Raw genomic sequence first — 23813 nt, 5'->3', positions numbered from 1 at the left:
TTTTTAAGCATTTGGCCAACGCTTGACACAGACGGGTTCTGGACAATGTACGTTATCCTGCAGCTTCTTCAATAAACCAGTCTCAGAATTGCGACTATACAAGGTTAAGTTATCAGTGTTTTGGTTGCCGGCAACCAGGAAACAATCGTCTGAACTCAGTTCAAAGTCACGAGGAAAGTCACCTTCAGTTGAAATTGATTGAATATGTTTCAAGGTATAATCAGACTGCACAGCGAAGACTGCAATCGTATTTTCACCACGGTTGGAAACGTAGACAAAACGACCGTCAGCACTTAAGTGGATGGCAGCAGCACCGTTGTGGCTGGTCCATGAACTCGGAATCGTGGAGATGGTCTGCAATTCTTTGAAACTTGCAGTCTTAGCTTGGTAATTCAGAACAGTGAGCTTGCTGCTGAGTTCACCCAAAACGTAGACAATCCGGTGGTTGGGGTGGAAGGCTAGGTGCCGAGTTCCAAAGCCGCTTTCGCAATGGTAACGTGATGCAGCGGTTAGCTTGCCATCATCGCTGATGTTGTAAACAACCAGCAGGTCCATGCCTAGATCACAGACAATCAAGCGGCCATCAGGCGTTAAGTCGGCGTAATGACAATGGGGACCGTCCTTTTGCTCTGGTCGCGGACCGGTCAATCCCTGGTGAGTAACGCGGTCGGTTAAGGTCAATGATCCGTCTTCACTGATACGAAAAACGTCGATTGTTGCTAGGTGGTAGTTCGCAGAGAATAAGAGGTGTCGCTTTTCATCCAGCCCGACGTATGCAGGCGGAGCCCCAGCACCGAGTACGTCATTAACCAATTTGGCTTGGCCGTTTTTTAATTGATATGAGGCGACGCCTCCGCGGTCACCATCTTGTTTGATCGCAAAGAGATGGTTTTGACCATCAATTTGCAGGTAAGCCGGCTTTTCCGACTTAGCAACGAGCCGAACATCACTCAACTTCTGCTCATCAGTATCCAAGCTGACTGCGTAAATCCCTTGGCTGCTCTTTTGAGTATATGTACCGATTAAAAAGTTTTCGTTCAATTTTCGATCCTTCTTTCGACTATCTTTACCGTTAATAATATCAATCTCATTGGGCTAATACCAGTGAAGTGGTGACTGGAAGGGGATTGAAAGAAATTCCACAAAAATTTTAAGAAATGATTGTTTTTTGGGGATAAACGGACTATACTATTTTACGAAATCGTTTGGTAGGCGACATCGATCAACGTCGTTGGCACTTACTGAGGAGAACTTCATTAAAGCAGCGTTTCGCCGTGCCCACACCGAGACCCTGCTTTTTTTGTGTTTTTAGGGGGATATTATGACAAACCACATTGTTTTATTTGAACCACTTTTCCCAGCCAACACCGGTAATATTGCGCGAACCTGTGCAGGAACCGACACGGTACTACATTTAATCCGGCCACTGGGTTTTTCAACTGATGACAAGCATATGAAGCGGGCTGGCCTTGATTACTGGAACCGGGTCAAGATTGTCTACGAAGATAATTTACAATCGTTTATTGAATCAGTGCCGGACAAGCAACAGCTTTACCTGGTTTCTAAGTTTGCCAGCCGTGATTACACTGAAGTTGATTATACGAAGCCGGGGGACCACTATTTCTTATTTGGTAAAGAAACGGCGGGCCTTCCGGAGAAGACCATGTTGCGTTACCAGGATAATACTATTCGGATTCCCCAGGATGACGACAACATTCGCGCGCTCAATCTCTCTAATAGCGTTGCGATTGTCATCTATGAAGCTCTCCGCCAACAGAAGTTTAATAACTTGGCGCGCGTCCACCGGTACCCGCATGATAAGTTGAAGTAGAATCATCTTTAATAAAGGAATAAAGGAAGTTTGACTTTATGGCTCGGCGTAAAACAAAAGCAAAAACCAAAAGCAAGAAGCGGCGGCAGACACGTTCGGAAAACAACGGCTTCTTGTCGCGCTACCTGGCAAATATCATTGGAGCTGTCTTAACCCTGTTGCTCTTAGTGGGGCTTTTTGATTTAGGCGCTCTGGGCAACGTTATCGAAGGAGCCTTTCAAATTATCGTCGGCTGGGCAGCTCCGGCAGCCATCATCATCGCTTTAATATACAGTATTTCTTATACTTTGGTGGGTCACCGGCCCCACTTGCGTTGGCGTTGGATCATCGGCACTGTTCTCATTTTTGCTGGTGCGCTCCTTGTATTGCATGGCCGGATGTTTGACCAACTGGCGCGGCATACAGACTTTATCAATGTCACTTGGAACAACATCAACCGGCACGTCTTCAATGGTGATTCGACGGGCCTGCTGGGTGGTGGTATGATTGGTGCTTATCTTTATAGCTTTGGTAATTACCTGGTAGCGCGCATCGGCACGTTGGTACTGGCTTGGTTATTGATTATTATTGGTGTTGTTGTCTTCTTCTCACTGCCAGTCGACAAGATGGCTAGCGGTCTCAAGAGCGGGTTGGTGCAAGGCGGTCAAAAGCTTCAAGCGGGCGGACAAAAACTGGCTGAGCGTCGGGCAGCTAAAGCTGCGAATCAGCCTAAGTCCAAACGTCCGCGGATCACTATGCCGACGCTTGGCAAGAAGCCACAAGAATCTGCTAGTAAAGCGCCAACCGCAGCACCTGAGCAACCAGCTCCTGAAGCTACTGCGCCGGTTAAACCTACGATCAATGTTGCCAGCAACCAACCAGATGCGCCAGAATCACTGAATAACGATACCAGTTCATCAGTTCCTGCTGATAAAGCAGGGGATGATATCAACTTGGCACAGGCAGAAGAAAAAGCTGATGAAGACTATAAGCTGCCACCAATGACATTATTGAGTCCCAGCCAAAAGACGGACCAGAGTGCGGACATCAAGGCCATCGATCATAACACTAAAAAGTTGCAGGATACCCTGCAATCATTTGGCGTTCAGGCAACCGTCGAAAATGTCAACCTTGGACCATCGGTTACCAAATATGAATTGCGTCCGGCCGTCGGGGTTAAAGTCAGCCGCATCACCCATTTAGCTGACGATTTGGCCTTGGCCTTGGCTGCCAAGGATATTCGAATTGAAGCTCCGATTCCTGGCAAGTCCTTGATTGGGATTGAAGTTCCTAATAAGAAAGTTGCTACCGTGGGCTTCCGCGACATGCTGGAAAATGCACCGCACGATAATAACCCGATGGAAGTACCGATCGGTCGGGCAGTGACGGGGAAGGTCATCATGGCCGACTTAACCAAGATGCCGCACTTATTGATTGCCGGAGCCACCGGTAGTGGTAAATCCGTTGCAATCAATGTCATCTTAACCAGCATCCTGATGAAGGCTAAGCCACACCAGGTGAAGTTCTTACTGATCGACCCCAAGAAAGTCGAATTATCTGTTTATAATGACATTCCGCACCTGTTGAGCCCGGTAGTGTCCGAACCAAAGAAGGCGGCTAAGGCTCTCGGCAAAGTTGTTGCTGAAATGGAGCGGCGCTATGAACTATTCTCAAATTTCGGTGTTCGTAACATCGGTGGCTACAACAACCTAGTGAAGAAACAAAATGAACAGGATGAAGGCGAAAAACAACCTTATTTGCCTTTCGTTTTGGTTGTTGTCGATGAATTGTCAGACTTGATGATGACCGTTTCTAATGACGTTGAAAATGCCATCGTGCGCATTGCACAAATGGGACGGGCAGCCGGGATTCACATGATTCTTGCTACCCAACGTCCGAGTGTCGACGTCATCACCGGGCTAATCAAAGCCAATGTGCCTTCGCGGATGGCCTTTGCCGTCTCCAGCGGAGTGGATTCACGGACAATCCTCGATACCAATGGCGCTGAAAAGTTGCTCGGCCGTGGTGATATGCTTTTCCAGCCGATTGACCAGAATAAGCCGGTACGGATTCAGGGTGCATTTATCTCTGACCATGATGTCGAATCAGTAGTCGATTTCATCAAGAAGGAACGGCCGGCAGAATATGACAAGCAGATGGTAGTCACTGATTCCGAGGTTAAAGCGGATGAAGCTGCTGAAGACCAGGATGAGTTATTCCCCGACGCTGTTAAATTCGTTGTCGATCAGCAAAAAGCTTCGACCTCATTAATCCAACGTCGTTTTCGGGTTGGCTATAACCGGGCTGCTCGCATTATTGACGATATGGAACAGCAAGGAATTATCGGCCCCGCTAATGGTTCGAAACCAAGAGAGGTCCTGCGCCAACCGAACAAGGATGAACAATAGCTTGCATTTTGCAAACTTGACTTGCGAAATCGAAGAAAAGTGGGTATATTCATCTCTGTGAACATTGGAGGAAAAAACATTGCACTACATCTTTAAACGAACACTGATCATCACTGCCGTGGTTTTTCTGGTGGCTATCTTTATCGCAAATATTTCTGGTAGCCACCATGCTCGAGAAATCAAACGCGAGCAGGCAGTTGCTGTTAAAACGCAAAAGAAGCATGCTAATCGCCATGAACATAAAAACAGCGTGATGCGGACGCCAATTGACTATAATAAGCCGTCCGAAACTAAGCCTTATCCAGACGTTAACAAATATCCGGGTTTTTGGGTAAAGGTATCTACTAAGCGTCAACGCGTTTATATCATGAGCAAATCAAACAAGGTTTTGTACACTATGTATTGCTCAAGCGGTAATTTAAAGAGCAAGAACACCGCTTCACCGACGGGGACTTACCACATTCAGGCAGAACGTGGTGACTACTTTTACAGTGCTAGCGAACACGAAGGAGCGCTCAATTATGTTTCTTGGCTTGACCATGGGGTTTACATGTTCCACTCCGTTCCAGTTGACCAGAACCGGCACGTTATTAAGTCGGAAGCTAAGAAATTAGGTAAGAGCTCTGGTTCGCATGGTTGCATTCGGTTGAGTTTCCCGGACTCACGTTGGATGAACCATAATCTTCCTGAAGGCACGAAAGTTGTGATCGAAAATGACTAGTATTTGGCAATCTATTTATAATTATGGGGCCCATCACCGCTGGGTGCGCAGTATGCTGCTCGCCAATGTGGCGTACTTCGTTTTGATGTTTGTTTACCATATTATTCGTGGATTATTTCATGCTTATCCAGTTCACGCCGGTCTTTTCTGGATCGCATGGTTGATACTCAATGTTGTTGTTTTTCTGATGAACTACTTGGTGTTTTCCCAGACACAAAAAAAGAACCAGGAAGGATAAGCTTCCTAGTTCTTCAGGAATTGTTAAAAGGCACCGAGGGCGGCAACTGCTGAGAACAGCAGAGAACCGAGCATTGCGATCAGCATCAGCCAAACGACAACCATGGTGACCTTTTGAAAACGTGTTTTTTCCTTTTTATGCATGCGTGATTCACTCCGTTAAATTTTAATACAATTTAGTTTAACGCACTCGCATGCTTCTTTCAAACGAGTGCTAGGCAGTTAGAAAGGTGGCAGCTAACATCAAACGTCTGATTATTCAGCTATTGATTTTTGTAGTGGGAATTGTCTTAGAACGGATCATAATTGTTCTACAGTCTCCATTAGCTCCAAAAAGCGGTCATCGTCACCACTTAGCATGGTTCTGGTCTTGCCTTCTCCTATTTTTAACGTGGTGGAATTTTGGTGGCTATTATTTCTGCTATGTTCTCATCGTGTGGATGCTTCTGGCGATCATCCTGATTATTCGGCAGTATCACCACTATCAAGAGTTGATCTATCGCCGTTACTGGCCAGCTTTTTGGCGAATGACATTTGTGATCTCTGCGATTGCTTACCTTTGTTCGTGGGCATTGCAAAATCTGCCGGAACCTTAAACGAAACATAATTACTCTCATGTCTTTTGACGTGGGAGTTTTTTTCGTAAGTGGTGGCTTTTGAAAATATCGTGGTTGAAAGTGGGGGATTGTGGTAGTATATAAATGTGAATTTGAAAAAGGGGGCAACTGGCCATGCTGATGGGTGAATATCAACATTCAATTGACAGCAAGGGCCGGTTGATTATTCCCGCCAAATTCCGCAGTCAACTAGGGGATCATTTTGTTATCACCCGGGGGTTAGATGGTTGCTTGTTTGGCTATCCGGCATCCGAATGGCAAGCGCTGGAAGCTAAGCTTAACCATTTGCCGTTAACAAAAAGGGATGCACGGGCTTTTGTCCGTTTCTTTTACTCAGCGGCAACCGAGTGTGAGCTTGATAAACAGGGTCGGGTTAACATTCCGAGTACGTTAATCAAGCATGCTGCGATTGACAAAAAATGTGTGATCGTCGGTGTTTCTAACCGTTTTGAAATTTGGAGTGCCGAACGATGGAATAAGTTTGCCGATGAGGCGGAACAGAATTTTGACCAACTAGCTGAAGATATGGATATTGACTTTTGATTTCATGACTTAGGGGGAGTAACCGTGACGGAATTTAAACATGTTACTGTGTTACTCCATGAAGCGGTGAAAGGGCTGGCAATTAAGCCCAGTGGCATTTACGTTGATGCCACGCTGGGTGGTGGAGGGCATAGCTCTCTGATTGCCAGTCAGCTTGATAATGGGAGATTATATTCCTTTGATCAGGATCGGACTGCTATTGATTACAACCGTCAACACTTAGCACCGGCCATTGCAGCTGGACGTGTTGTCTTAGTAGAAGACAATTTTCGCCATCTAAAAGCTGCACTGGCTCAGCGTGGTGTCCGGGCAATCGATGGGATCGTCTATGATCTGGGAGTTTCTTCACCACAGTTTGATGATGCCAAGCGCGGCTTTAGCTACCAGCATGACGCACCATTAGATATGCGAATGAATCAACAACAATCACTTTCCGCAAAAACGGTAGTTAATGAATGGCCTTATCAGCGCCTGGAGGAAATCCTCTATCGCTATGGTGAGGAACGATTTGCCCCGCAAATTGCCCGCAACATTGAACGTCATCGGCAGCGCCAAGCAATTGAAACGACCGGTGAGCTAGTTGAGGTCATCAAAGAAGCTATTCCAGCAGCAGCTCGTCGTCATGGGGGCCATCCCGCTAAGAAGAGTTTTCAGGCTATCCGGATCGCCGTCAACGACGAACTCGGTGCCCTGGAAGAGTCGTTGGAACAAGCCTTTGATCTACTCAAAACAGGTGGTCGCATCAGCGTCATAACCTTTCAGTCATTGGAAGATCGTTTAGTTAAAACGATGTTCCGTGAAAAGTCGTCATTACCGGATTTGCCCCAGGGCCTACCAGTGATCCCGGCGGGGATGCAGCCCCACTTCAAACTAGTCAATAAAAAGCCAGTGGTTCCTAGTCATGATGAATTAGTGGCTAATCACCGTGCACATAGTGCAAAGCTGCGCGTTATCGAAAAAATCCAAAATAATTAGTAAGGAAAGTGGTTAACATGGTTTCAAATGCGGCACACAATTTGGCAGAACGTTCTAACAAACAGAATGATCAAGCGAGTTCACAAGTAACGATTAGCAATCCTTCCGGCATGCCGGTATCATGGACTGGCGAACGTCGACTGTTAGCAGTTTGTGGTGCGATTGTTATGGCTATGATGATCTGCTTGGTAACTACCAAAATTGAGGTGACGAGTGCGAACCATCAATTGCAAAACGTCCAAGCAAAAGTAAGTAAGGTTAGCAATAGCAACGCCAATGAGCGACAACTAATTGCTCAGCTGACTAGCGAATCAAATTTAAACCGTGCCGCCAAGAAGTATGGCTTCACGGATGCTAATACGAGTGTGAGGAACGTTAATAAGTGATGAATAATAAAGGACGACGGACGACAAATAAGGGGCAACAAAGTAATCGGCGAACATTTGGCATCTTTTTTTACGTGCTGATCGCTGCTATGTTTCTCTTATTTATCGCCCGTTTTTCGCAAATTGCGTTGCTGAAGCATATCGACCACGTAGACCTTCAGTCAAGAGCCGGTAAGCTATATACTCAGCAACAGGTAATCAATGCAAAACGTGGAACAATTTATGACGCAAAAGGTAATGCTTTGGCCCAGGATACGAGCACTTATACGGTTTATGCGGTGCTTGACCATAGTCAAAAAAGCTCTAGTGGAAAGAAACTTTACGTGACAAACAAAGCTAAAGCTGCCCAAATTTTGGCTAAGTACTTACCCATTTCTGAAGAGAAGGCCTATCAGACGATGACGCCGAAAAAGAAAACTTTTCAGGTTGAATTTGGGACTGCTGGTCGCAACATTTCTATCCAGACGATGCGAAAGATGAGAGCTCAGCACGTCAATGGCCTGCATTTTTTAGCAACTCCAGCACGGCAATATCCTGAAGGTGAGTTTGCCACCCAGTTGGTAGGTTTAGCCAGCCCAAAGGTCAATAGCAAAACTGGTCAGACCAAGTTGGTGGGATCGCTGGGCATTGAAGCTTATTTTGACAAGGAATTAAGTGGTAAGAATGGTTTCCGGCTTGCTAAACAGGATGTGTATGGTTACCGGGTCAGCAAGCGCGAAAGCGGCTGGGATGCCAAGGATGGTGATAATGTTCACTTGACTTTGGATAGCCAAATTCAGCAGTTGCTGGAAAACAAAATGGCCAGTGTTGAAAAAGAAACCCATTCTTCTTCGATGACAGGTGTCGTCATGGAGGCTAAAACGGGTAAGATTATTGCTGCTACTCAGCGACCGGATCGCACTTCATCTTCGCCAGTATGGACTAATGCTTTAGTTCAGGATACCTTCGAACCTGGCTCGACCATGAAAGTGATGGCGCTTAGTGCAGCAATCGATTCTGGACACTTTGATCCCAATGCTACCTATAATTCAGGTACTTGGTCCATGGGTGGCGGAAAGATCACCGATTGGGTCAGTTCTGGCTGGGGTGCCATCACCTGCCGGGATGCTTTTTACCGTTCTAGTAACGTTGGTTTCGGCCATATCGAACAGAATATGGGAAGCAAGGTTTGGATGAAATACATCAAACGTTTCCATCTGTTGAAACCCGTTCACGTTTGGGGAATGGGTGGTGAAACAGCTGGGTATACCCCGTTCAAGGGTATTTTGATGCAAGCCAACACCGCTTTCGGACAAGGGATTACCGTTAACGTGATGGAAATGATGCAGGCCTTTTCCGCGGTTGCCAATAACGGGACGATGGTGAAGCCTTATGTTGTCAGCAAGGTGACTAATGCCAATAATGGTAAGACGGTCGCTTCAACTGGCCGCAAAGTGGTCGGTCATCCTATCAAGGCCAGCACCGCGAAGGAAGTTCGGAAGATGATGGTTGGTGTCATCACCGATAAAAACGGGACTGGTCAAGCCTATAAGATGCCTGGCCAATCGATCGCGGTCAAAACCGGGACGGCCCAGATTGGGACTGCTCATGGTTACGAGAGTGGTGACAGCAACTATGTTTATTCTGTCGTTGGTCTCGCACCGGCAAAGCATCCTAAATACATTATCTACATCATCATGAAGCAGCCTAAGACCCTGAAGCAACCGGCTGAAACTGAATTAGCTAATGTTTTCAAACCAGTCACGTCGGCTCTGTTAGAACGAGTTTCCGCTAAATCAAAGGGAATCGTCCGTTTGGGTAACTACAAGGACCGGTTGGCAAGCAGCATTCAGTCTGAATTATCCGCTAAACACATTCAGGTGACCGTGCTCGGCTCGGGTCAGCACGTCACTGCTCAGTCTGTCCCATCAGGAACCAAAGCAATGGTCAATTCACGATTGATCTTGAAGACAAGCGGACGGATGACGATGCCGGACTTAAATGGCTGGTCGCAAGCTGACGTTAACCGCCTTGGCAAACTGCTGAACATCAAGGTTGAAAGCGACGGCAATGGTTATGTCACCAAACAGAGCATTGCCAAAGGCACGCAGGTTAAGGACGGACAAGTATTAAAGATTCAATGTAAATCACACTAGAAATTGATAGAAAAGGAGCAATCGACGATGAACCTCGTCACAATGGTGTTAACAATTCTCAGTGCATTTCTGATTACGTATCTGATTATGCCTTGGCTGATTAGGTATTTCCGGGCACATAAAGAAGGACAGCAGATTAGAAAGGAAGGGCCAACGTGGCATGCTAAGAAAGCCGGAACCCCGACGATGGGCGGCATTCTCTTCATCTTTGCGGCCCTGATCACTGTCCTCTGGGTCGGCGGGTGGCAGTCGCTACTTAACAATACGACCTGGGCCCTGCTTTTCACGTTGGTCGTTTACGGACTGATCGGAATGTGGGACGATTCAATTAAGATTTTTGAACACCAAAATGAGGGATTTAAGCCGTGGCAAAAAGCGCTCTGCCAAGTCATCGCAGCCTGCGTTTTCACTGTCATCTACCAGCACGAAGGTTTTCAAATGGGCTTTGGGACCAGCCAAGTCGGTTGGTTGTACGGCCTTTTCATCATTTTCTGGATGGTCGGTTTTTCCAACGCCGTCAATTTGACAGACGGTCTGGATGGCTTAGTTGATGGTTGTGCTTTAATTTCGTTTATCGCTTACCTGATCATTGCTTTGGCTCAACGGCAATTAGAAGTTGCTCTGTTCTGCCTGGCAGTTATCGGTGGCTTGCTGGCATTCTTCAGATACAACCACAAGCCCGCACAGATTTTTATGGGTGATATGGGTTCGCTTTCGTTAGGTGCTTCTCTTGCCGCTGTTGCCCTGCTGCTTCATCACGAATGGTCCTTGCTTTTTATCGGGATTATCTACGTGATTGAAACCGCGAGTGTTATGCTGCAAGTGCTGAGCTTTAAGACAACTGGCAAGCGAATCTTTAAGATGACGCCGATTCACCACCACTTTGAATTAAGTGGTTGGAGTGAATGGCGCATTGATATTACTTTTTGGCTGATAACTTTGGTTAGCTCGGCCGTAACTGTGATTTATGTTTTGATGAGAAACTAAGCTGAACGAGGTGGCAAGGATGCAAAAAGTAACGAAATATCAGAATAAAAAAGTATTAGTGATGGGCTTTGGTATCAGCGGGATTAACGCTGCGCACCTTTTAGTCAAGCTTGGGGCTGACGTGACCGCCAACGATGCTAAGGACAACCCGAAAGTTCAATCAGATTTGGAATCAGACGGCATCAAGGTGATTACGGGATCTAACCCGCTGTCATTGGCTGACGCTGGCTTTGACCTGGTTGTCAAGAATCCGGGAATTCCGTACGACCAGCCGCTTGTTGCCAAATTTGTTAAACAGGGTACGCCAATCATCACTGAAGCTGAGCTCGGTAGTGAAATTTTCGATGGACACCTGGTTAGTGTAACGGGCAGTAATGGCAAGACGACTACGACGACACTTATTCAGAAAATGCTGGATCATTCACCGGAACGAACAGCGAAATATGCTGGGAACATTGGGGTCAGCTTTAGCAAAGTTGCTGAAGGCTTAAGCAAAGACGATTATTTGGTAACTGAATTGTCGAGCTTCCAGCTGCTGGGTACACCTACTTTACATCCACACATCGCTGTGATTACGAATATCTTCAGTAACCACCTCGACTACCACAAGACCCGGGAAAATTATATCAACGCTAAATTAAACATCACCCGCAACCAGACTAAGGATGACTACCTCGTAATTAACTGGGATCGCGATGAATGGCAGCACATTGCTCGTCGCTCCAACGCTACGATTGTGCCGTTTTCGCGACAGAACAAGTCCCACGACGGTGCTTATGAAGAAGACGGCACCATCTATTGGCGCGGGGATGCTATCATGCAGGCTAAGGATATTCGTTTGATTGGCCCACAGAACGTCGAAAATGCCTTGGCTGCGATCGCTGCCGCAAAATTGAGTGGTGTTGATGATGCAGACATCGTTGATGTTTTGACGCACTTCGGTGGTGTCCGTCACCGTCTGCAGTTCGTCCTTGAAGATGAAGGACGTTTGTTCTATAACGATTCCAAGTCGACTGACATTGAAGCAACCCAGGTGGCATTGCGGGGCTTTGACCAGCCAGTGATTTTGCTGGCAGGTGGTCTCGACCGGGGATACACCTTCGAACGTCTGGAAGATGACTTTAAGAAGCATGTCAAAGCGATCATCGTGTTCGGACAGTGTAAGGACAAGATGAAAGCGGCAGCTACTGAAGCCGCCGTGCCGGTGATTGAAGAGAGTGAAAACTGTATCACGGCTGTTCCCCAAGCATGGAAACTCAGCAAGCCGGGTGACGTGATCTTGCTGTCTCCAGCCAACGCCAGCTGGGATCAGTTCCCGAACTTTGAAATTCGGGGAGACAAGTTTGTTAAAGCTGTTGAGAAACTAACTGGAAAGAAGGAGCAAGCATAATGCGGTTAATGGTATCAGGTGGCGGTACTGGTGGACATATCTACCCAGCACTGGCCCTTATCGAACGTCTAAAGCAAGTAGAACCAGAGACAGAAGTATTATACGTAGGCACGACCCGGGGCTTGGAGAATAAAATTGTTCCGGCGGCTGGTTTAAAGCTGGTCACCATGCCAATGCAAGGTTTTCGCCGTAAGATTTCTCTCTACAACTTCAAAACAGTTTACCTATTCTTAAAGGCTGTTCATCACGCTAGAAAGTTGATCACCGACTTCAAACCCGATGTCGTTCTCGGCACTGGTGGTTATGTTTCTGGGGCGGTTTTATATGCCGCTGCCAAGATGGGCATTCCAACTGTTATTCACGAACAAAACAGCGTAGTCGGGGTAACTAACAAGTTTTTGAGCCGCTACGTCGACGAAATTGCCATTGCCTTTGAAGCAGCCCGCAGTCAGTTCCCCGAGGGAAAGGTTACGATGACTGGCAACCCCCGGGCCCAGCAAGTGGCTGCTAACCGCAGCAGTACCTTTAAGTGGAGTTCGGTGGGCCTGTCTGACGATAAACCGACGATGATGATCTTCGGTGGATCACAGGGTGCACCGCGGATCAATAAGAGTGTGGTCCAAGCCATTCCTTTCTTCAACAAACGTGACTATCAGGTAGTTTTCGCGACGGGACGCAAACGTTATGACGACGTTAAAAAGCAGTTAGCTGGAGTCGAAATTGGCGATAATGTCAAGGTTGTTCCGTACATTGAAAATATGCCTGCCAAGATGCCAAAGGTTGCCGTTTTAGTTTCTCGTGCGGGTGCTACGACCATTGCGGAAGTGACGGCGTTAGGTGTACCAACAATTATGATTCCAAGCCCGTATGTTACGGCTAACCACCAGGTTAAGAACGCTCAGGCGCTTGTAAAGAAACATGCTGCCGTGATGATTACTGAAGACCAATTAGATGGGCGTTCTCTACTCGTTCAAGCAGATCGCTTGATGGGTAACGCAGATTTGCGGAAAGAAATGGCAGAAGCTAGTCGAAAGATTGGTAAACCGGACGCAGCTGACCGCTTAATTCAAGTCTTAAAGAAAGCCGAAAAGGACCACTAAAGTCTAAGGCGGGAGGAGGGATGACGTTGAGTGATAGGAATAGGAACGACAATTCTCGTTATACCCGACGCCTAGAGACAATCGAAGAGCGTAATAGACAGTTGCGGCAGCACGAAGCCAACCATGCCGCACACCATATTGGCGAAGACGTGCAGGGCATTAAAAAAGTCCGACGCGTTGCCAACCGCCACCGTGTCTTATCGATACTCCTGCCCTTTTTAGTAGTTCTGCTGATTGCACTTTATGTCATCTCACCGCTGAGCAAAGTCAATCACGTGCAGGTTAGCGGCAACAAGGAAGTGAATGCGGCAGCTGTTAAGTCAGCAACTGGTGTTCATAATGGACGCTACATTTGGGGATTGATTGACCATGCTGATAGGGTGCAGGCACGGGCCCGGCAGAAGAATCACCAAATCAAAACGGTGCGGATTACTGCAACGGGACTGCGTTCTGTCAAAGTTGCCATTACCGAGAATAATATTATCGGCCTTGTCAGTGTCCATGGTCGACAGCATTACTTGCTTTCGAACGGGAGTCAAGCACCAGTTCATGGACGTGTCCCTAACTACGTAACTTATGCTAACTTCACGGGACATGCTGGCTGTTTGAGGAAGACGGCTCGACAAATCGGTCAGCTGCCACGCAGTATTCGCGAAGGTATTTCTGAAGTTCAGCTATCACCTACTAAGGCTTCACCTGAACGAGTCAAGCTATATATGAATGATGGTAATTTAGTAATTGCTAATATCTCGACACTGGGGCGCAAGATGAAATATTATCCATCGATAGTGTCGAGTATGTCAGGCAAGGGGGTAGTTAACATCCAGGTGGGTGCTTTTTCTTACCCTTACGGCAATAATAAGAAAAAATAAAGTTCTCGTAAGAAGAATGATTATAAAATTGCAATCTTTATTGGCAAATGTAATAAATTATCATTTTCAAAACTTGTTATGTGTTAAAATCTATGTATGTATTTATAGTGCGGCGTGCGCTATAAAAAATGTTTTTAGGAGGGTTCCGGGATGGACAATTCAAAAGTCTACGTCGGGTTAGATATTGGGACCACCTCGATCAAGACGGTTATTTGTGAAAACGTCAAAGGGCAATTAAAAGTTGTCGGGGTTGGTGTTGAGCCATCCGATGGTCTTAACCGCGGGGTTATAGTTGACATCGACAAGACTGCAAAGGCTATCTCAGCCGCTGTTGACATTGCCTCCCAACAATCTGGGGTAAGAGTGTCTGACCTAGTAGTTGGTTTGCCCGCCAACTATTTGCAGACCAAAAATGTTCATGGCATGATTACTATTGCTTCACAGGGGCAATCGCACGAAATTATTAATGACGATGTTGTTGACGTTGCACGGGCAACTTTAGCGCAAAATGTACCAGCTGAGCGTGAAGTGATCGACCTGGTTCCTCAGGAATTCACGGTGGATGGCTTCAATGGCATTAAGGATCCCCGTGGCATGGTTGGGGTACGCTTGGAAATGCAAGCCCTGTTATACAGCGGTCCAACAACTATTGTTCACAACACCAAGAAAGCCGTTGAAAAAGCCGGCTTCAAGATCCGTGACATGGTAGTCAGTCCAATTGCTACTGGCTTTAACCTCTTGAGTGATGGCGAGCAAGACTTTGGCACTCTCGTTATTGACATGGGCGGTGGTCAGACGACTGCTAGCATTATCCATGACCATCAACTCAAATATACCTACGTTGATCCAGAAGGTGGTTACTACATCACCAAAGATATCTCCACGGTCCTTAATACCTCCTTGCGCAACGCCGAACAATTAAAGAAAGACCATGGCTATGCTGATAGCAGAATGGCTCACGAAGACGTCCAGTTAGAAGTTGCTAAAGTCGGTCAATCCGAACCAGGAACTTGCAGTGAAAAATACTTATCAGAAATCATTGAAGCCCGGGTTCGTCAAATCTTCAAGCGAATCAGTGATCGCTTGGAAGCTATCCATGCACCAAAATTGCCTGGTGGTGTCATCCTGATCGGTGGCGTTTCTGCTATGCCTGGAGTGAAGGAGTTGGCCACAGAGTACTTTGCTGGTACGGTTAAGCAGTTTGTCCCACAGCAGATGGGCGTGCGCCATGCCGGTTATGACGTGGTGCTCTCTTTGGCCATGTACGAAAGCCGTTTGAACGACGTTGAGCGCTTAATCAAACAGATCGTTCGCGAAGATGATGGTGTAATCACTCAACCACATCCAAGAGCTCGCAAAGTTGAACCAAAGCGGCCAAACCGCAACCAGTTTGTCCACCCGCAGCAGCCAACAAACCGGCCGGCCCCAAGCAAAAACGAGCATGTTGAAAAAAAGCGTCAGCGTAACGATGCTCCGAAGAAGAGCGGCGGCATTCGCGGATTCTTTAGCAATTTCTTTGATTAATTTCTGGAGGGAAAGTTAATGAACAATGAACTGAAACACATGAATAACGAAAACGAGGGCGCTAAGATCAAAGTCATTGGTGTCGGTGGCGGTGGTGGTAACGCCGTCAACCGGATGATCAGTGAAAAAGTCAGCGGAGTGGACTTCATCGTTGCCAATACTGACCTCCAGGCTTTGGATGCTTCAAAAGCGCACACGAAGATTCAACTTGGACCTAAACTGACCAAGGGTTTAGGTGCTGGTTCTAATCCTGAAGTGGGTGACAAGGCTGCTGAAGAATCAGAAAGTGAGATCACTAAAATCCTTGAAGGGGCCGACATGGTCTTTGTTACCGCTGGGATGGGCGGTGGCACTGGTACCGGTGCTGCTCCCGTCATCGCTAAGATTGCTAAGGACTCCGGAGCGCTGACAGTCGGTGTTGTCACCCGGCCGTTCTCCTTTGAAGGACGTCGTCGTGAACGCCTGGCATCTGAAGGCTTGGCAAAGTTAAAGAAGAACGTTGACACCCTGATCGTTGTTGCTAACAACCGTTTGTTGGAAATGATCGATAAGAAGACGCCGATGATGGATGCCTTCAAAGAGGCTGATAACGTTCTGCGTCAGGGTGTGGAAGGTATTTCTGACCTGATTACTAATCCTGGTTACATCAACCTGGACTTCGCTGATATACGTCACACCATGGCTAACCAAGGTTCTGCTCTGATGGGAATTGGTTCTTCAACGGGCGAAAACCGGGCCACAGAAGCCACCAAGAAGGCTATTTCATCACCATTGCTGGAAGTATCCATTGATGGTGCGGAACACGTGCTGATGAACATTACTGGTGGCAAGAACCTGTCAATGTACGAAGCTCAGGAAGCTTCAACTGTCATTCAGCAGGCAGCTAATACTGATGTTGACATCACCTTTGGGATGGCAATGAACGAAAACCTCGGCGACGAAGTTCGAGTTACCGTCATTGCTACGGGGATTGACAAGTCGAAGCAGCACAACAAACCGGCAGCCCACCAAAGTCAACGGATTGCTCCTGCTCAGGACCAGGCAGCTCCAGCTAGTGATGCTAACCAAAATGTTGCCCCTGAGGATCAGTCGCGGCAAGCCGCTCCAACTCAGGAACAGCCACAGTCTAGTGAAGACCCATTTGGTGACTGGAACGAACCTTCACTGGCAAATAATGAGCGCAGCAGTGCAGATAATGAATTTAAGCACGTTGAAAAGCCAGAATTCAACGTGTTTGGCAGTGACGATGGGAATGCTGATAACAGCAATGATGATGGTGACAATCTGTCACAACCACCGTTCTTCAAGAACCGTAATCGTCATTAATTATTAGACTAATGGGGGCGCTCAGTATTGACACCCCCGTTGTTACGTTTAGGAGATGGCATAATAATGGCTAATTTTTTGCGTAATTTCTTCGGCGATCCAGACGAAGAAGAATACGATAATGTTGAAGCAAATACTGAGGCAGCTGTCAACAATTCAAACGGTAAAGTAGTTTCCATGCGTGGTAGCCACGTGGCTAAGGAAAACAGTAAGATCGCTTTGTACCAACCACGTCTATACTCCGACGTGCAAGAAATCGCCGATGAACTGTTGGCTAACCGGGCAGTGATCGTCAACTTCACCCAGATGGATAATGGTGATGCCAAGCGCCTGATCGACTTTCTTAACGGGACGGTCTACGCTATCGATGGCAATATCAAGCGGATCGGTGAGCAAATTTTCCTGTGCACCCCAAGCAACTTTGATGTTGAAGGCGATTTAGCTACCAACGCGGCTGCTGACCAGTCAAACAGTCTCTAATAATGAAACGGGAGTGATTCATTGATCGCCTTCATTGTCAGAACACTCAATGAACTGATCAACCTCTACATTTGGTTGATCATCATTTGGTGTCTATTGTCATGGTTCCCTGGTGCGCGGCAGAGTCGGTTAGGTGACTTACTTGACCGATTGGTACGTCCATACATGGAGTTCTTTGACTTCATTCCGCCACTGGGAGGAATCAGTTTTTCACCCGTCGTTGCGATTGGTGTTCTGTATTTGGTACAGTATGGCATTCGTGCGCTCGGGATGTTACTAGCCAGCGTTTAACTTCAGGAGGGGTGACCATGGCTGATGAAAATATCAAACAACATTTCCGGCCTGACGAAGCCCCATTCATTGACCAAGTCGATGACTGGTTGGCAACTTGCCAGGATGAATATCGACCGGTACTGACGGAGTTTTTAAACCCGCGTCAGCGTTATATTGCTCGAACGATGACCAATAGCTTCGATGACGTTCGCGTCAGTCAAAATGGTGGTTGGCCGGGTGCGGAGATGCAGCGGTTGCTCTTTTACCCCACTTACTACCAACCACAGGAGAGTGATTTCGAGCTTCAGTTGATCAATGTCGACTACCCACTAAAGTTTTCGGAGCTGCATCACCGGCAAATTCTAGGTACTTTGCTCAGTAAGGGACTCAAAAGAAGTGCCTTTGGCGATATCTTGCACGATGGTGACGTCTGGCAGGTTGTGCTTAGCGCGCAGATGGCCGAGTTTGTCCGCCAACAGGTCACGAAGATCGGGAAGATCAATGTCAAAATGAAAATGGCAGACATGGCAGAGGTTGTTCAGCCAGTCACCGACTGGGAGGAAGTTTCAACGACAGTGGCGTCGTTGCGCTTGGACAGTATCGTTGCAGCAGGCTTTAATTACTCACGCAACCGGGCTAAGACGATCATCGAACATGGCTTGGTTCGGGTGAACTGGGAAACGATTGAGCGGCCCGATTACCCATTGTCAGTCCATGACTTGATGTCGGTTCGTCATGCTGGCAGAATTTATTTAAAAGAGGATAACGGAATCACAAAGAAAGGTAAACTGCGGGTTAGCCTGGCAGTTGTTCATGCCTAATTTTAAGCTGGAGGATAGATTCATGAGCATTTCAGTAGATGATATTAAAAATAAACAATTTGACAATAAATTACGGGGTTACAACCCGGCCGAAGTCGACAAATTTCTTGAAGACGTGGCTAGCACGATCACGGACCTGGAAAACAAGAACCGTGAACTCAGTGATGCTAACAAGGCTAGCCAAGATCAGTTGAAGTACTTCACTGAGCTCAAAGATTCATTGAACAAGTCAATCCTGGTGGCTCAGGAAGCTGCTGACAAGGTCAAAAATAATGCTAAGCGTGAGGCAGAAATTACTTTGCGTGAAGCCCAAAAACAAGCAACAGACATTGTTTCAGAAGCTAACGACAAGGCTAACCAGGTGGTTGAAGCCAGTGCGAATGACACCCGTAAGTTAACGACTGAAACTAATGACTTGAAGAAGCAGACGCGTATTTTCCGCCAACGCTTGCAGGTGATGCTGGAATCACAGCTGGAAGTTGTTAAGAGTGATGAGTGGGATACTCTTCTAGCTAATGACGATCTCAGCAAATACGACGAAATTCAAAAGATTCTTGGAAGTCGGGTTGACAAAGATTCCAATCAGAGTGTAGAATCATCAACACCAAGTCAAGCCAGTGATGTTACATTTTCTGATGAAAATTCAGCAGATGATGATCAGGCTGATGCACCGGTTATTCCGGATCCAGAAACGTCGGCTGCTAGCGATCAAGTATCAGGTAACGCTTCATCAGCTAGCGCAGATCCGGATTCAGAGGAGCCGTCGGAAGCTGAGAAAACGGTTGTGATTTTCCCAGATGATGATGACAAGGACTAGTTTGATAATTAATATTTCAGCTTAAAATGATGAGGAGAACAGCGGGTGACTGTCCACTGCAAATTAGCGAGCTACCGGGTGGTGAAAGGGTAGCAAAGCAGCCTGTTGCCAGATCATCTCCGAATGTGTGACCGACTCAGTTAGGCCGTACCGGTTCATTACCGTTAACCAATGACCAAGGGAGGATTCATTGAATTCTCTAAATTTGGGTGGTACCACGAAAAAGCTTCGTCCCTTTGCGGACGGAGCTTTTTATTTTAAGCTGAATGATTGATTTTAGAAAGGGTGATTTCATGCGCGTTAAAGACACGTTGAACCTGGGTAAGACAAAGTTCCCGATGCGTGGCAAACTGCCAAAGACTGAAGGAAACCGCGAAAAGATCTGGGAAGACAATAAGGTTTATGAACAACGGCAAAAATTAAATGAGGGTTTGCCAACCTTTGTTCTCCACGATGGTCCTCCATACGCCAATGGTAATATTCACATTGGCCACGCTATGAACAAGATTTCTAAGGACTTCATTGTCCGTTACAAATCGATGACCGGCTACCGAGCACCTTACGTTCCCGGCTGGGATACTCACGGTCTGCCGATTGAACACCAGTTGACTAAGGCTGGCTACGATCGCAAGAAGATGTCCACGACTGAATTCCGTGACCTTTGTCGCAAATATGCCTTGGAACAGGTTCAGAAGCAAATGAAAGACTTCAAGCGTCTCGGTGTTTCTGGCGACTTTGATCACCCTTATCTGACTCTAGCTAAGGAATTCGAAGCAGCCCAGATTAAGGTCTTCGGTGCATTTGCTCATAAGGGTTTATTGTACCAAGCTAAGAAGCCCGTTTACTGGTCATGGTCTTCTGAATCTGCTTTAGCTGAAGCAGAAGTTGAGTACCATGATGTTGTTGCTAAGACGGCTTTCTTCACTGAACAGGTGAAGGATGGCAAGGATGTCTTAGACAATGACACTTACATGGTCGTCTGGACCACCACCCCATGGACCATTCCAGCTTCTGAAGCCGTCGCCGTTAATCCGAAGTTTGATTACGTTGTGGTTCAGCCGCAAGGATCAGATCGCAAGTACGTGGTTGCTTCTACGCTGCTGGAAAAGCTGGCCGAAAAGTTCGGCTGGGATGACTACGATGTCGTCAAGCACGTTCCTGGTAAGGATCTCGAAGGTCTGACGACCCAACACCCGTACTTGGATCGCGACCTGCTCGTTGGTTTAGCTGACTACGTTACTGATGATACCGGTACTGGCCTGGTCCACACGGCTCCTGGATATGGGGATGACGACTACCACTTCGGTCTGAAGTACAAGTTGCCGGTCTTCGCTCCGATGAATGATCAGGGTGTCCTGACTAAGGAAAATGGGCCAGAATTTGACGGCGTGTTCTACCAGAAGGCGGACGACATTTCCCTGAAGCTCCTGAAGGAACACGATGCATTGCTCAAGCAAGAACCGCTGAAGCACTCCTACCCATTTGACTGGCGGACTAAGAAGCCGATTGTCTTCCGTGCTACTGACCAGTGGTTCGTTTCCATCGACAAGATGCGCGACGAGATTCTGAAGGCCGTCGATGAAGTTACTTACAAGCCGTCATGGGGTAAGGTTCGTCTGTACAACATGCTGAAGGACCGTGGCGACTGGGTCATCTCTCGTCAACGTGTCTGGGGTGTTCCGTTGCCGATTTTCTACGCCGAAGATGGTACGCCAATCATGACCGACGAAACGATTAACCACGTTTCCGATCTCTTCCGTAAGTATGGTTCCAACGTTTGGTTCGAACGTGATGCCAAGGACCTCCTGCCAGAAGGCTACACCAACGAACACTCACCACACGGTAAGTTCACCAAGGAAACCGACATCATGGACGTTTGGTTCGACTCCGGTTCATCTCACCAGGGTGTCTTGGCAGAACGGCCATACCTGACCTACCCGTCAGACCTTTACCTGGAAGGCTCCGACCAATACCGTGGTTGGTTCAACTCTAGTCTGATCACCTCCGTTGTCTTATCAGGCCACGCCCCTTACAAGAGCTTGCTGAGTCAAGGCTTCACCTTGGACAAGCGGGGCAACAAGATGTCCAAGTCGCAAGGGAACGTCATCGCACCGCAAAAGGTCATCGACCAGTTTGGTGCCGACATCATTCGTCTCTGGGTAATGTCTGTTGATACCAGTGCCGATGTCCGTGTTTCGATGGGCAGCTTCCAACAAATTTCGGAAGCTTACCGGAAACTGCGTAACACCTTCCGCTTCTTGCTGGCCAACGTGGCCGACTTCGATGTCACAGAAAACACTGTTTCCTACGACAAGTTGGAAGAAGTCGACAAGTACATGCTGGTTAAGCTCAATAAGTTCCTCGAAGAAATGCGGAAGTTCATGGATGACTACGACTTCCTGAGTGCCTACAAGCTGCTGATCAACTTTGTCAACAACGACCTTTCTGCCTTCTACATGAACGTTGCAAAGGACGTCCTTTACATTGAACCAGCTAATTCGCTGAAGCGCCGCTCAATGCAGACGGTCTTCTACGAATATCTGAAGACTTTGGTCAAACTGCTGACACCAATCTTGCCGCACACGACCGAAGAAGTTTGGGAATACATGGACGAACCAGAATCATTTGTTCAGTTGACCAACATTCCTGATCCACGTCACTTCGATGGTGAGCAGGACTTGCTGGACAAGTGGGACGAATTCATGAAGCTGCGTTCCCACGTCCTTAAGGCGCTGGAAGATGCACGTGGTGCTAAGTTGATCGGAAAGTCACTGGAAGCTAAGGCTGACCTTTACCTGACTGACCATCAGCAAGACCTTCTGAAGAACCTTGGAGCAGAAGTTGCTCAAGTGCTGGGTGTTTCAGCATTGGATGTTCACGCTGCTGCAGATGCTCCAGAAGACGCTGCTAAGTTTGATGACCAGTCAGCCGTTAAGGTTACTAAAGCAGCTGGTGAAGTTTGCCAGCGTTGCCGGATGACCAAGGAAGATGTTGGCTCAGATTCAGCTTACCCAACGCTCTGTGCTCGTTGTGCTAAGATTGTCCGGGAAAACTTCCCAGAGACCGTTAAGACGGGCTTAGAAAAATAAAACAGAATTTATAAAACAACGGACTGTGTTCTTTGAGCTCAGCCCGTTTTTTAGTATATTTTCGATGACAGTAGGGCCCGATCGGTGTAAAATAAGACGGTACGCAATGAAAGAGGAGGAACAACCAATGCTTACCGGGAAGGTCAAACAATATGATTCCCAAAAAGGTTGGGGCTTTATTACTCTCACTGGCGAGCCGGATGTTTACGTCCATGCCCGGGGAATTGCCCGGCAAGATCGCCAACGCTTAAAAGCTAACGATATTGTTTCTTTAGTCGTTGTTCAGGGGCAGCGCGGCCCACAAGCGGCGCGTGTCCATATTTTACGTGAGGGGGAAGCCTGATGAATTTTGAAGAAAAGACATTGAGTTCAAAGACTGTCTTCAGCGGTCATTTGTTACGGGTTGATGTCGAACAGGTTGAAACACCGATGGGGACGAAGGCCAGCCGTGAAATTGTCAAGCATCCATCAGCTGTTGGTTTAATTGCGGTTGATGATCAGGGACGCTTAGCAATTGTTAAGCAGTGGCGGGCACCGTTGCACGACACAATTTTAGAAATTCCGGCTGGTAAGGTCGACTCACGCGATAATGGTGATCCATTACACGCGGCTAAACGCGAATTAAATGAAGAAACTCGTTTGCAGGCCCAGGAATTAAAGAAGGTTTGTCGCTGCTACAGCTCACCTGGCTTCACCGATGAATACTTGACGATGTTCTTAGCGACAGGTGTCAAGCCCGTTGAACACAAACTGCCACAAGACGCAGACGAGAAGCTAGCTCTGCAGTGGATTAGCGTCAAGGAAGGTGTCAAGATGATCGCGGACGAAGAGATCACCGACGCCAAGACCATCTTAGCAATCTATTATTTGCGGGGGTTACGCAATGAATGATCATGATCACGAACACTCGCTGACGCGTGAACAGTACCGTCAGCAGCAATTGCGATCAGCTAATAATAAGAATTCAGATTCTAAAAAAGGTTCCTGGATTCACCGTCAGCGGGAACGTTTTATGGATCCGCTGGAAAATCATAACCGGCCTGGTGACCAGCTGATTCATCGTCAACACGAAGATGATTCCACGAATCAGACCAGTCAATCAGGTTCACAGCAGGCTCCGATGACTGAGCAAGGCGAAGATCAAGCGAGCTATAACCGTGCTGCTAATCAGCAAGCTACTAAAGATGCTGTTGCTGAACAAAAGACGGCACGATTGCGGCGTCGCCTGAATATTGCGATCGTCATTCTGGTCCTGTTGATCATCGCCGTTTACTTAATACTTTTCTTGGTAGATTAGAAAGA

Annotated in this window: 25 protein-coding genes; 23 read left to right on the top strand and 2 right to left on the bottom strand. The window is 47.3% G+C overall.

The genetic code is table 11. From position 1 onward, the window contains the following. Nucleotides 1-3: 3 nt before the first annotated feature. Nucleotides 4-1041: a lactonase family protein gene (locus tag AB3114_RS03610; RefSeq protein WP_367341892.1), complete on the bottom strand. Its 1038-nt coding sequence runs from the start codon at nucleotides 1039-1041 to the stop codon at nucleotides 4-6. A 280-nt stretch (nucleotides 1042-1321) separates the two neighbouring features. Between AB3114_RS03610 and AB3114_RS03605 the strand changes: the two genes are divergently transcribed. From AB3114_RS03605 to AB3114_RS03590, 4 genes are all read left to right on the top strand, one after another. Continuing rightward, nucleotides 1322-1831 (top strand): tRNA (cytidine(34)-2'-O)-methyltransferase, encoded by a 510-nt coding sequence (locus tag AB3114_RS03605; protein WP_367341891.1) that lies wholly within the window; start codon nucleotides 1322-1324, stop codon nucleotides 1829-1831. Between the two features lie 38 nt (nucleotides 1832-1869). Next, nucleotides 1870-4218: a DNA translocase FtsK gene (locus tag AB3114_RS03600; protein WP_367341890.1), complete on the top strand. Its 2349-nt coding sequence runs from the start codon at nucleotides 1870-1872 to the stop codon at nucleotides 4216-4218. Nucleotides 4219-4297: 79 nt separating this feature from the next. Then, on the top strand, nucleotides 4298-4939 hold the full coding sequence (locus AB3114_RS03595) for a L,D-transpeptidase (RefSeq protein ID WP_367341889.1): 642 nt from the start codon (nucleotides 4298-4300) through the stop codon (nucleotides 4937-4939). Next, nucleotides 4932-5177, top strand: coding sequence for a hypothetical protein (locus AB3114_RS03590; RefSeq protein WP_367341888.1), 246 nt, complete (start codon nucleotides 4932-4934; stop codon nucleotides 5175-5177). Before AB3114_RS03595 ends, AB3114_RS03590 begins: the two co-directional genes overlap by 8 nt. A gap of 23 nt (nucleotides 5178-5200) precedes the next feature. On the opposite strand, the gene AB3114_RS03585 is transcribed toward AB3114_RS03590, so the two are convergent. After that, entirely contained in the window at nucleotides 5201-5320 is a 120-nt protein-coding gene (locus tag AB3114_RS03585) for a DUF4044 domain-containing protein (RefSeq protein ID WP_367341887.1), read from the bottom strand. 86 nt (nucleotides 5321-5406) lie between these two features. Between AB3114_RS03585 and AB3114_RS03580 the strand changes: the two genes are divergently transcribed. The 19 genes from AB3114_RS03580 to AB3114_RS03490 all read left to right on the top strand — a co-directional run bounded on the left by AB3114_RS03580 (nucleotide 5407) and on the right by AB3114_RS03490 (nucleotide 23808). After that, the gene (locus AB3114_RS03580; RefSeq protein WP_367341886.1) at nucleotides 5407-5772 is read left to right on the top strand and encodes a DUF3397 family protein; all 366 of its coding nucleotides are present in this window, start codon (nucleotides 5407-5409) and stop codon (nucleotides 5770-5772) included. A gap of 135 nt (nucleotides 5773-5907) precedes the next feature. Then, the gene (gene mraZ / locus AB3114_RS03575) at nucleotides 5908-6336 is read left to right on the top strand and encodes a division/cell wall cluster transcriptional repressor MraZ (protein WP_367341885.1); all 429 of its coding nucleotides are present in this window, start codon (nucleotides 5908-5910) and stop codon (nucleotides 6334-6336) included. Between the two features lie 24 nt (nucleotides 6337-6360). Next, nucleotides 6361-7311 (top strand): 16S rRNA (cytosine(1402)-N(4))-methyltransferase RsmH, encoded by a 951-nt coding sequence (gene rsmH / locus AB3114_RS03570; protein WP_367341884.1) that lies wholly within the window; start codon nucleotides 6361-6363, stop codon nucleotides 7309-7311. 17 nt (nucleotides 7312-7328) lie between these two features. After that, on the top strand, nucleotides 7329-7697 hold the full coding sequence (locus tag AB3114_RS03565) for a cell division protein FtsL (RefSeq protein ID WP_367341883.1): 369 nt from the start codon (nucleotides 7329-7331) through the stop codon (nucleotides 7695-7697). Then, nucleotides 7697-9832, top strand: a complete 2136-nt coding sequence (locus AB3114_RS03560) for a penicillin-binding transpeptidase domain-containing protein (RefSeq protein WP_367341882.1) — start codon at nucleotides 7697-7699, stop codon at nucleotides 9830-9832. Before AB3114_RS03565 ends, AB3114_RS03560 begins: the two co-directional genes overlap by 1 nt. 27 nt (nucleotides 9833-9859) lie before the next feature. Then, on the top strand, nucleotides 9860-10819 hold the full coding sequence (mraY, locus tag AB3114_RS03555; RefSeq protein ID WP_367341881.1) for a phospho-N-acetylmuramoyl-pentapeptide-transferase: 960 nt from the start codon (nucleotides 9860-9862) through the stop codon (nucleotides 10817-10819). A 19-nt stretch (nucleotides 10820-10838) separates the two neighbouring features. Beyond that, a complete protein-coding gene (gene murD, locus AB3114_RS03550) occupies nucleotides 10839-12209 on the top strand; it encodes a UDP-N-acetylmuramoyl-L-alanine--D-glutamate ligase (RefSeq protein WP_367341880.1) in 1371 nt (456 codons plus the stop codon). Beyond that, nucleotides 12209-13309, top strand: a complete 1101-nt coding sequence (gene murG, locus AB3114_RS03545) for an undecaprenyldiphospho-muramoylpentapeptide beta-N-acetylglucosaminyltransferase (RefSeq protein ID WP_367341879.1) — start codon at nucleotides 12209-12211, stop codon at nucleotides 13307-13309. Before murD ends, murG begins: the two co-directional genes overlap by 1 nt. A gap of 26 nt (nucleotides 13310-13335) precedes the next feature. Further along, nucleotides 13336-14181 carry a cell division protein FtsQ/DivIB gene (locus AB3114_RS03540; protein ID WP_367341878.1) on the top strand — a complete coding sequence of 282 codons (846 nt, stop codon included), beginning with the start codon at nucleotides 13336-13338 and terminating at the stop codon, nucleotides 14179-14181. A gap of 150 nt (nucleotides 14182-14331) precedes the next feature. Beyond that, on the top strand, nucleotides 14332-15705 hold the full coding sequence (ftsA, locus tag AB3114_RS03535; protein ID WP_367341877.1) for a cell division protein FtsA: 1374 nt from the start codon (nucleotides 14332-14334) through the stop codon (nucleotides 15703-15705). Nucleotides 15706-15723: 18 nt separating this feature from the next. Next, nucleotides 15724-17031, top strand: coding sequence for a cell division protein FtsZ (ftsZ, locus tag AB3114_RS03530; protein ID WP_367341876.1), 1308 nt, complete (start codon nucleotides 15724-15726; stop codon nucleotides 17029-17031). A 66-nt stretch (nucleotides 17032-17097) separates the two neighbouring features. Beyond that, nucleotides 17098-17511 (top strand): cell division protein SepF, encoded by a 414-nt coding sequence (locus tag AB3114_RS03525; protein ID WP_367341875.1) that lies wholly within the window; start codon nucleotides 17098-17100, stop codon nucleotides 17509-17511. A gap of 21 nt (nucleotides 17512-17532) precedes the next feature. Beyond that, nucleotides 17533-17802, top strand: a complete 270-nt coding sequence (locus AB3114_RS03520) for a YggT family protein (protein ID WP_367341874.1) — start codon at nucleotides 17533-17535, stop codon at nucleotides 17800-17802. 17 nt (nucleotides 17803-17819) lie between these two features. After that, nucleotides 17820-18605, top strand: coding sequence for an RNA-binding protein (locus AB3114_RS03515; RefSeq protein ID WP_367341873.1), 786 nt, complete (start codon nucleotides 17820-17822; stop codon nucleotides 18603-18605). A 22-nt stretch (nucleotides 18606-18627) separates the two neighbouring features. Next, nucleotides 18628-19422: a DivIVA domain-containing protein gene (locus tag AB3114_RS03510; RefSeq protein ID WP_367341872.1), complete on the top strand. Its 795-nt coding sequence runs from the start codon at nucleotides 18628-18630 to the stop codon at nucleotides 19420-19422. 293 nt (nucleotides 19423-19715) lie between these two features. Then, nucleotides 19716-22511 carry an isoleucine--tRNA ligase gene (gene ileS, locus AB3114_RS03505; RefSeq protein ID WP_367341871.1) on the top strand — a complete coding sequence of 932 codons (2796 nt, stop codon included), beginning with the start codon at nucleotides 19716-19718 and terminating at the stop codon, nucleotides 22509-22511. Nucleotides 22512-22638: 127 nt separating this feature from the next. Further along, on the top strand, nucleotides 22639-22854 hold the full coding sequence (locus AB3114_RS03500) for a cold-shock protein (protein WP_367341870.1): 216 nt from the start codon (nucleotides 22639-22641) through the stop codon (nucleotides 22852-22854). After that, on the top strand, nucleotides 22854-23402 hold the full coding sequence (locus AB3114_RS03495; RefSeq protein WP_367341869.1) for an NUDIX domain-containing protein: 549 nt from the start codon (nucleotides 22854-22856) through the stop codon (nucleotides 23400-23402). Before AB3114_RS03500 ends, AB3114_RS03495 begins: the two co-directional genes overlap by 1 nt. Continuing rightward, the gene (locus tag AB3114_RS03490; RefSeq protein ID WP_367341910.1) at nucleotides 23395-23808 is read left to right on the top strand and encodes a hypothetical protein; all 414 of its coding nucleotides are present in this window, start codon (nucleotides 23395-23397) and stop codon (nucleotides 23806-23808) included. The genes AB3114_RS03495 and AB3114_RS03490 overlap by 8 nt, the downstream gene beginning before the upstream one ends. Nucleotides 23809-23813 lie beyond the last annotated feature (5 nt).

The sequence above is a fragment of the Limosilactobacillus sp. genome, assembly GCF_040772465.1.
Classification (GTDB): Bacteria; Bacillota; Bacilli; order Lactobacillales; family Lactobacillaceae; genus Limosilactobacillus.
This window is presented reverse-complemented; position numbering and strand designations above follow the sequence as displayed.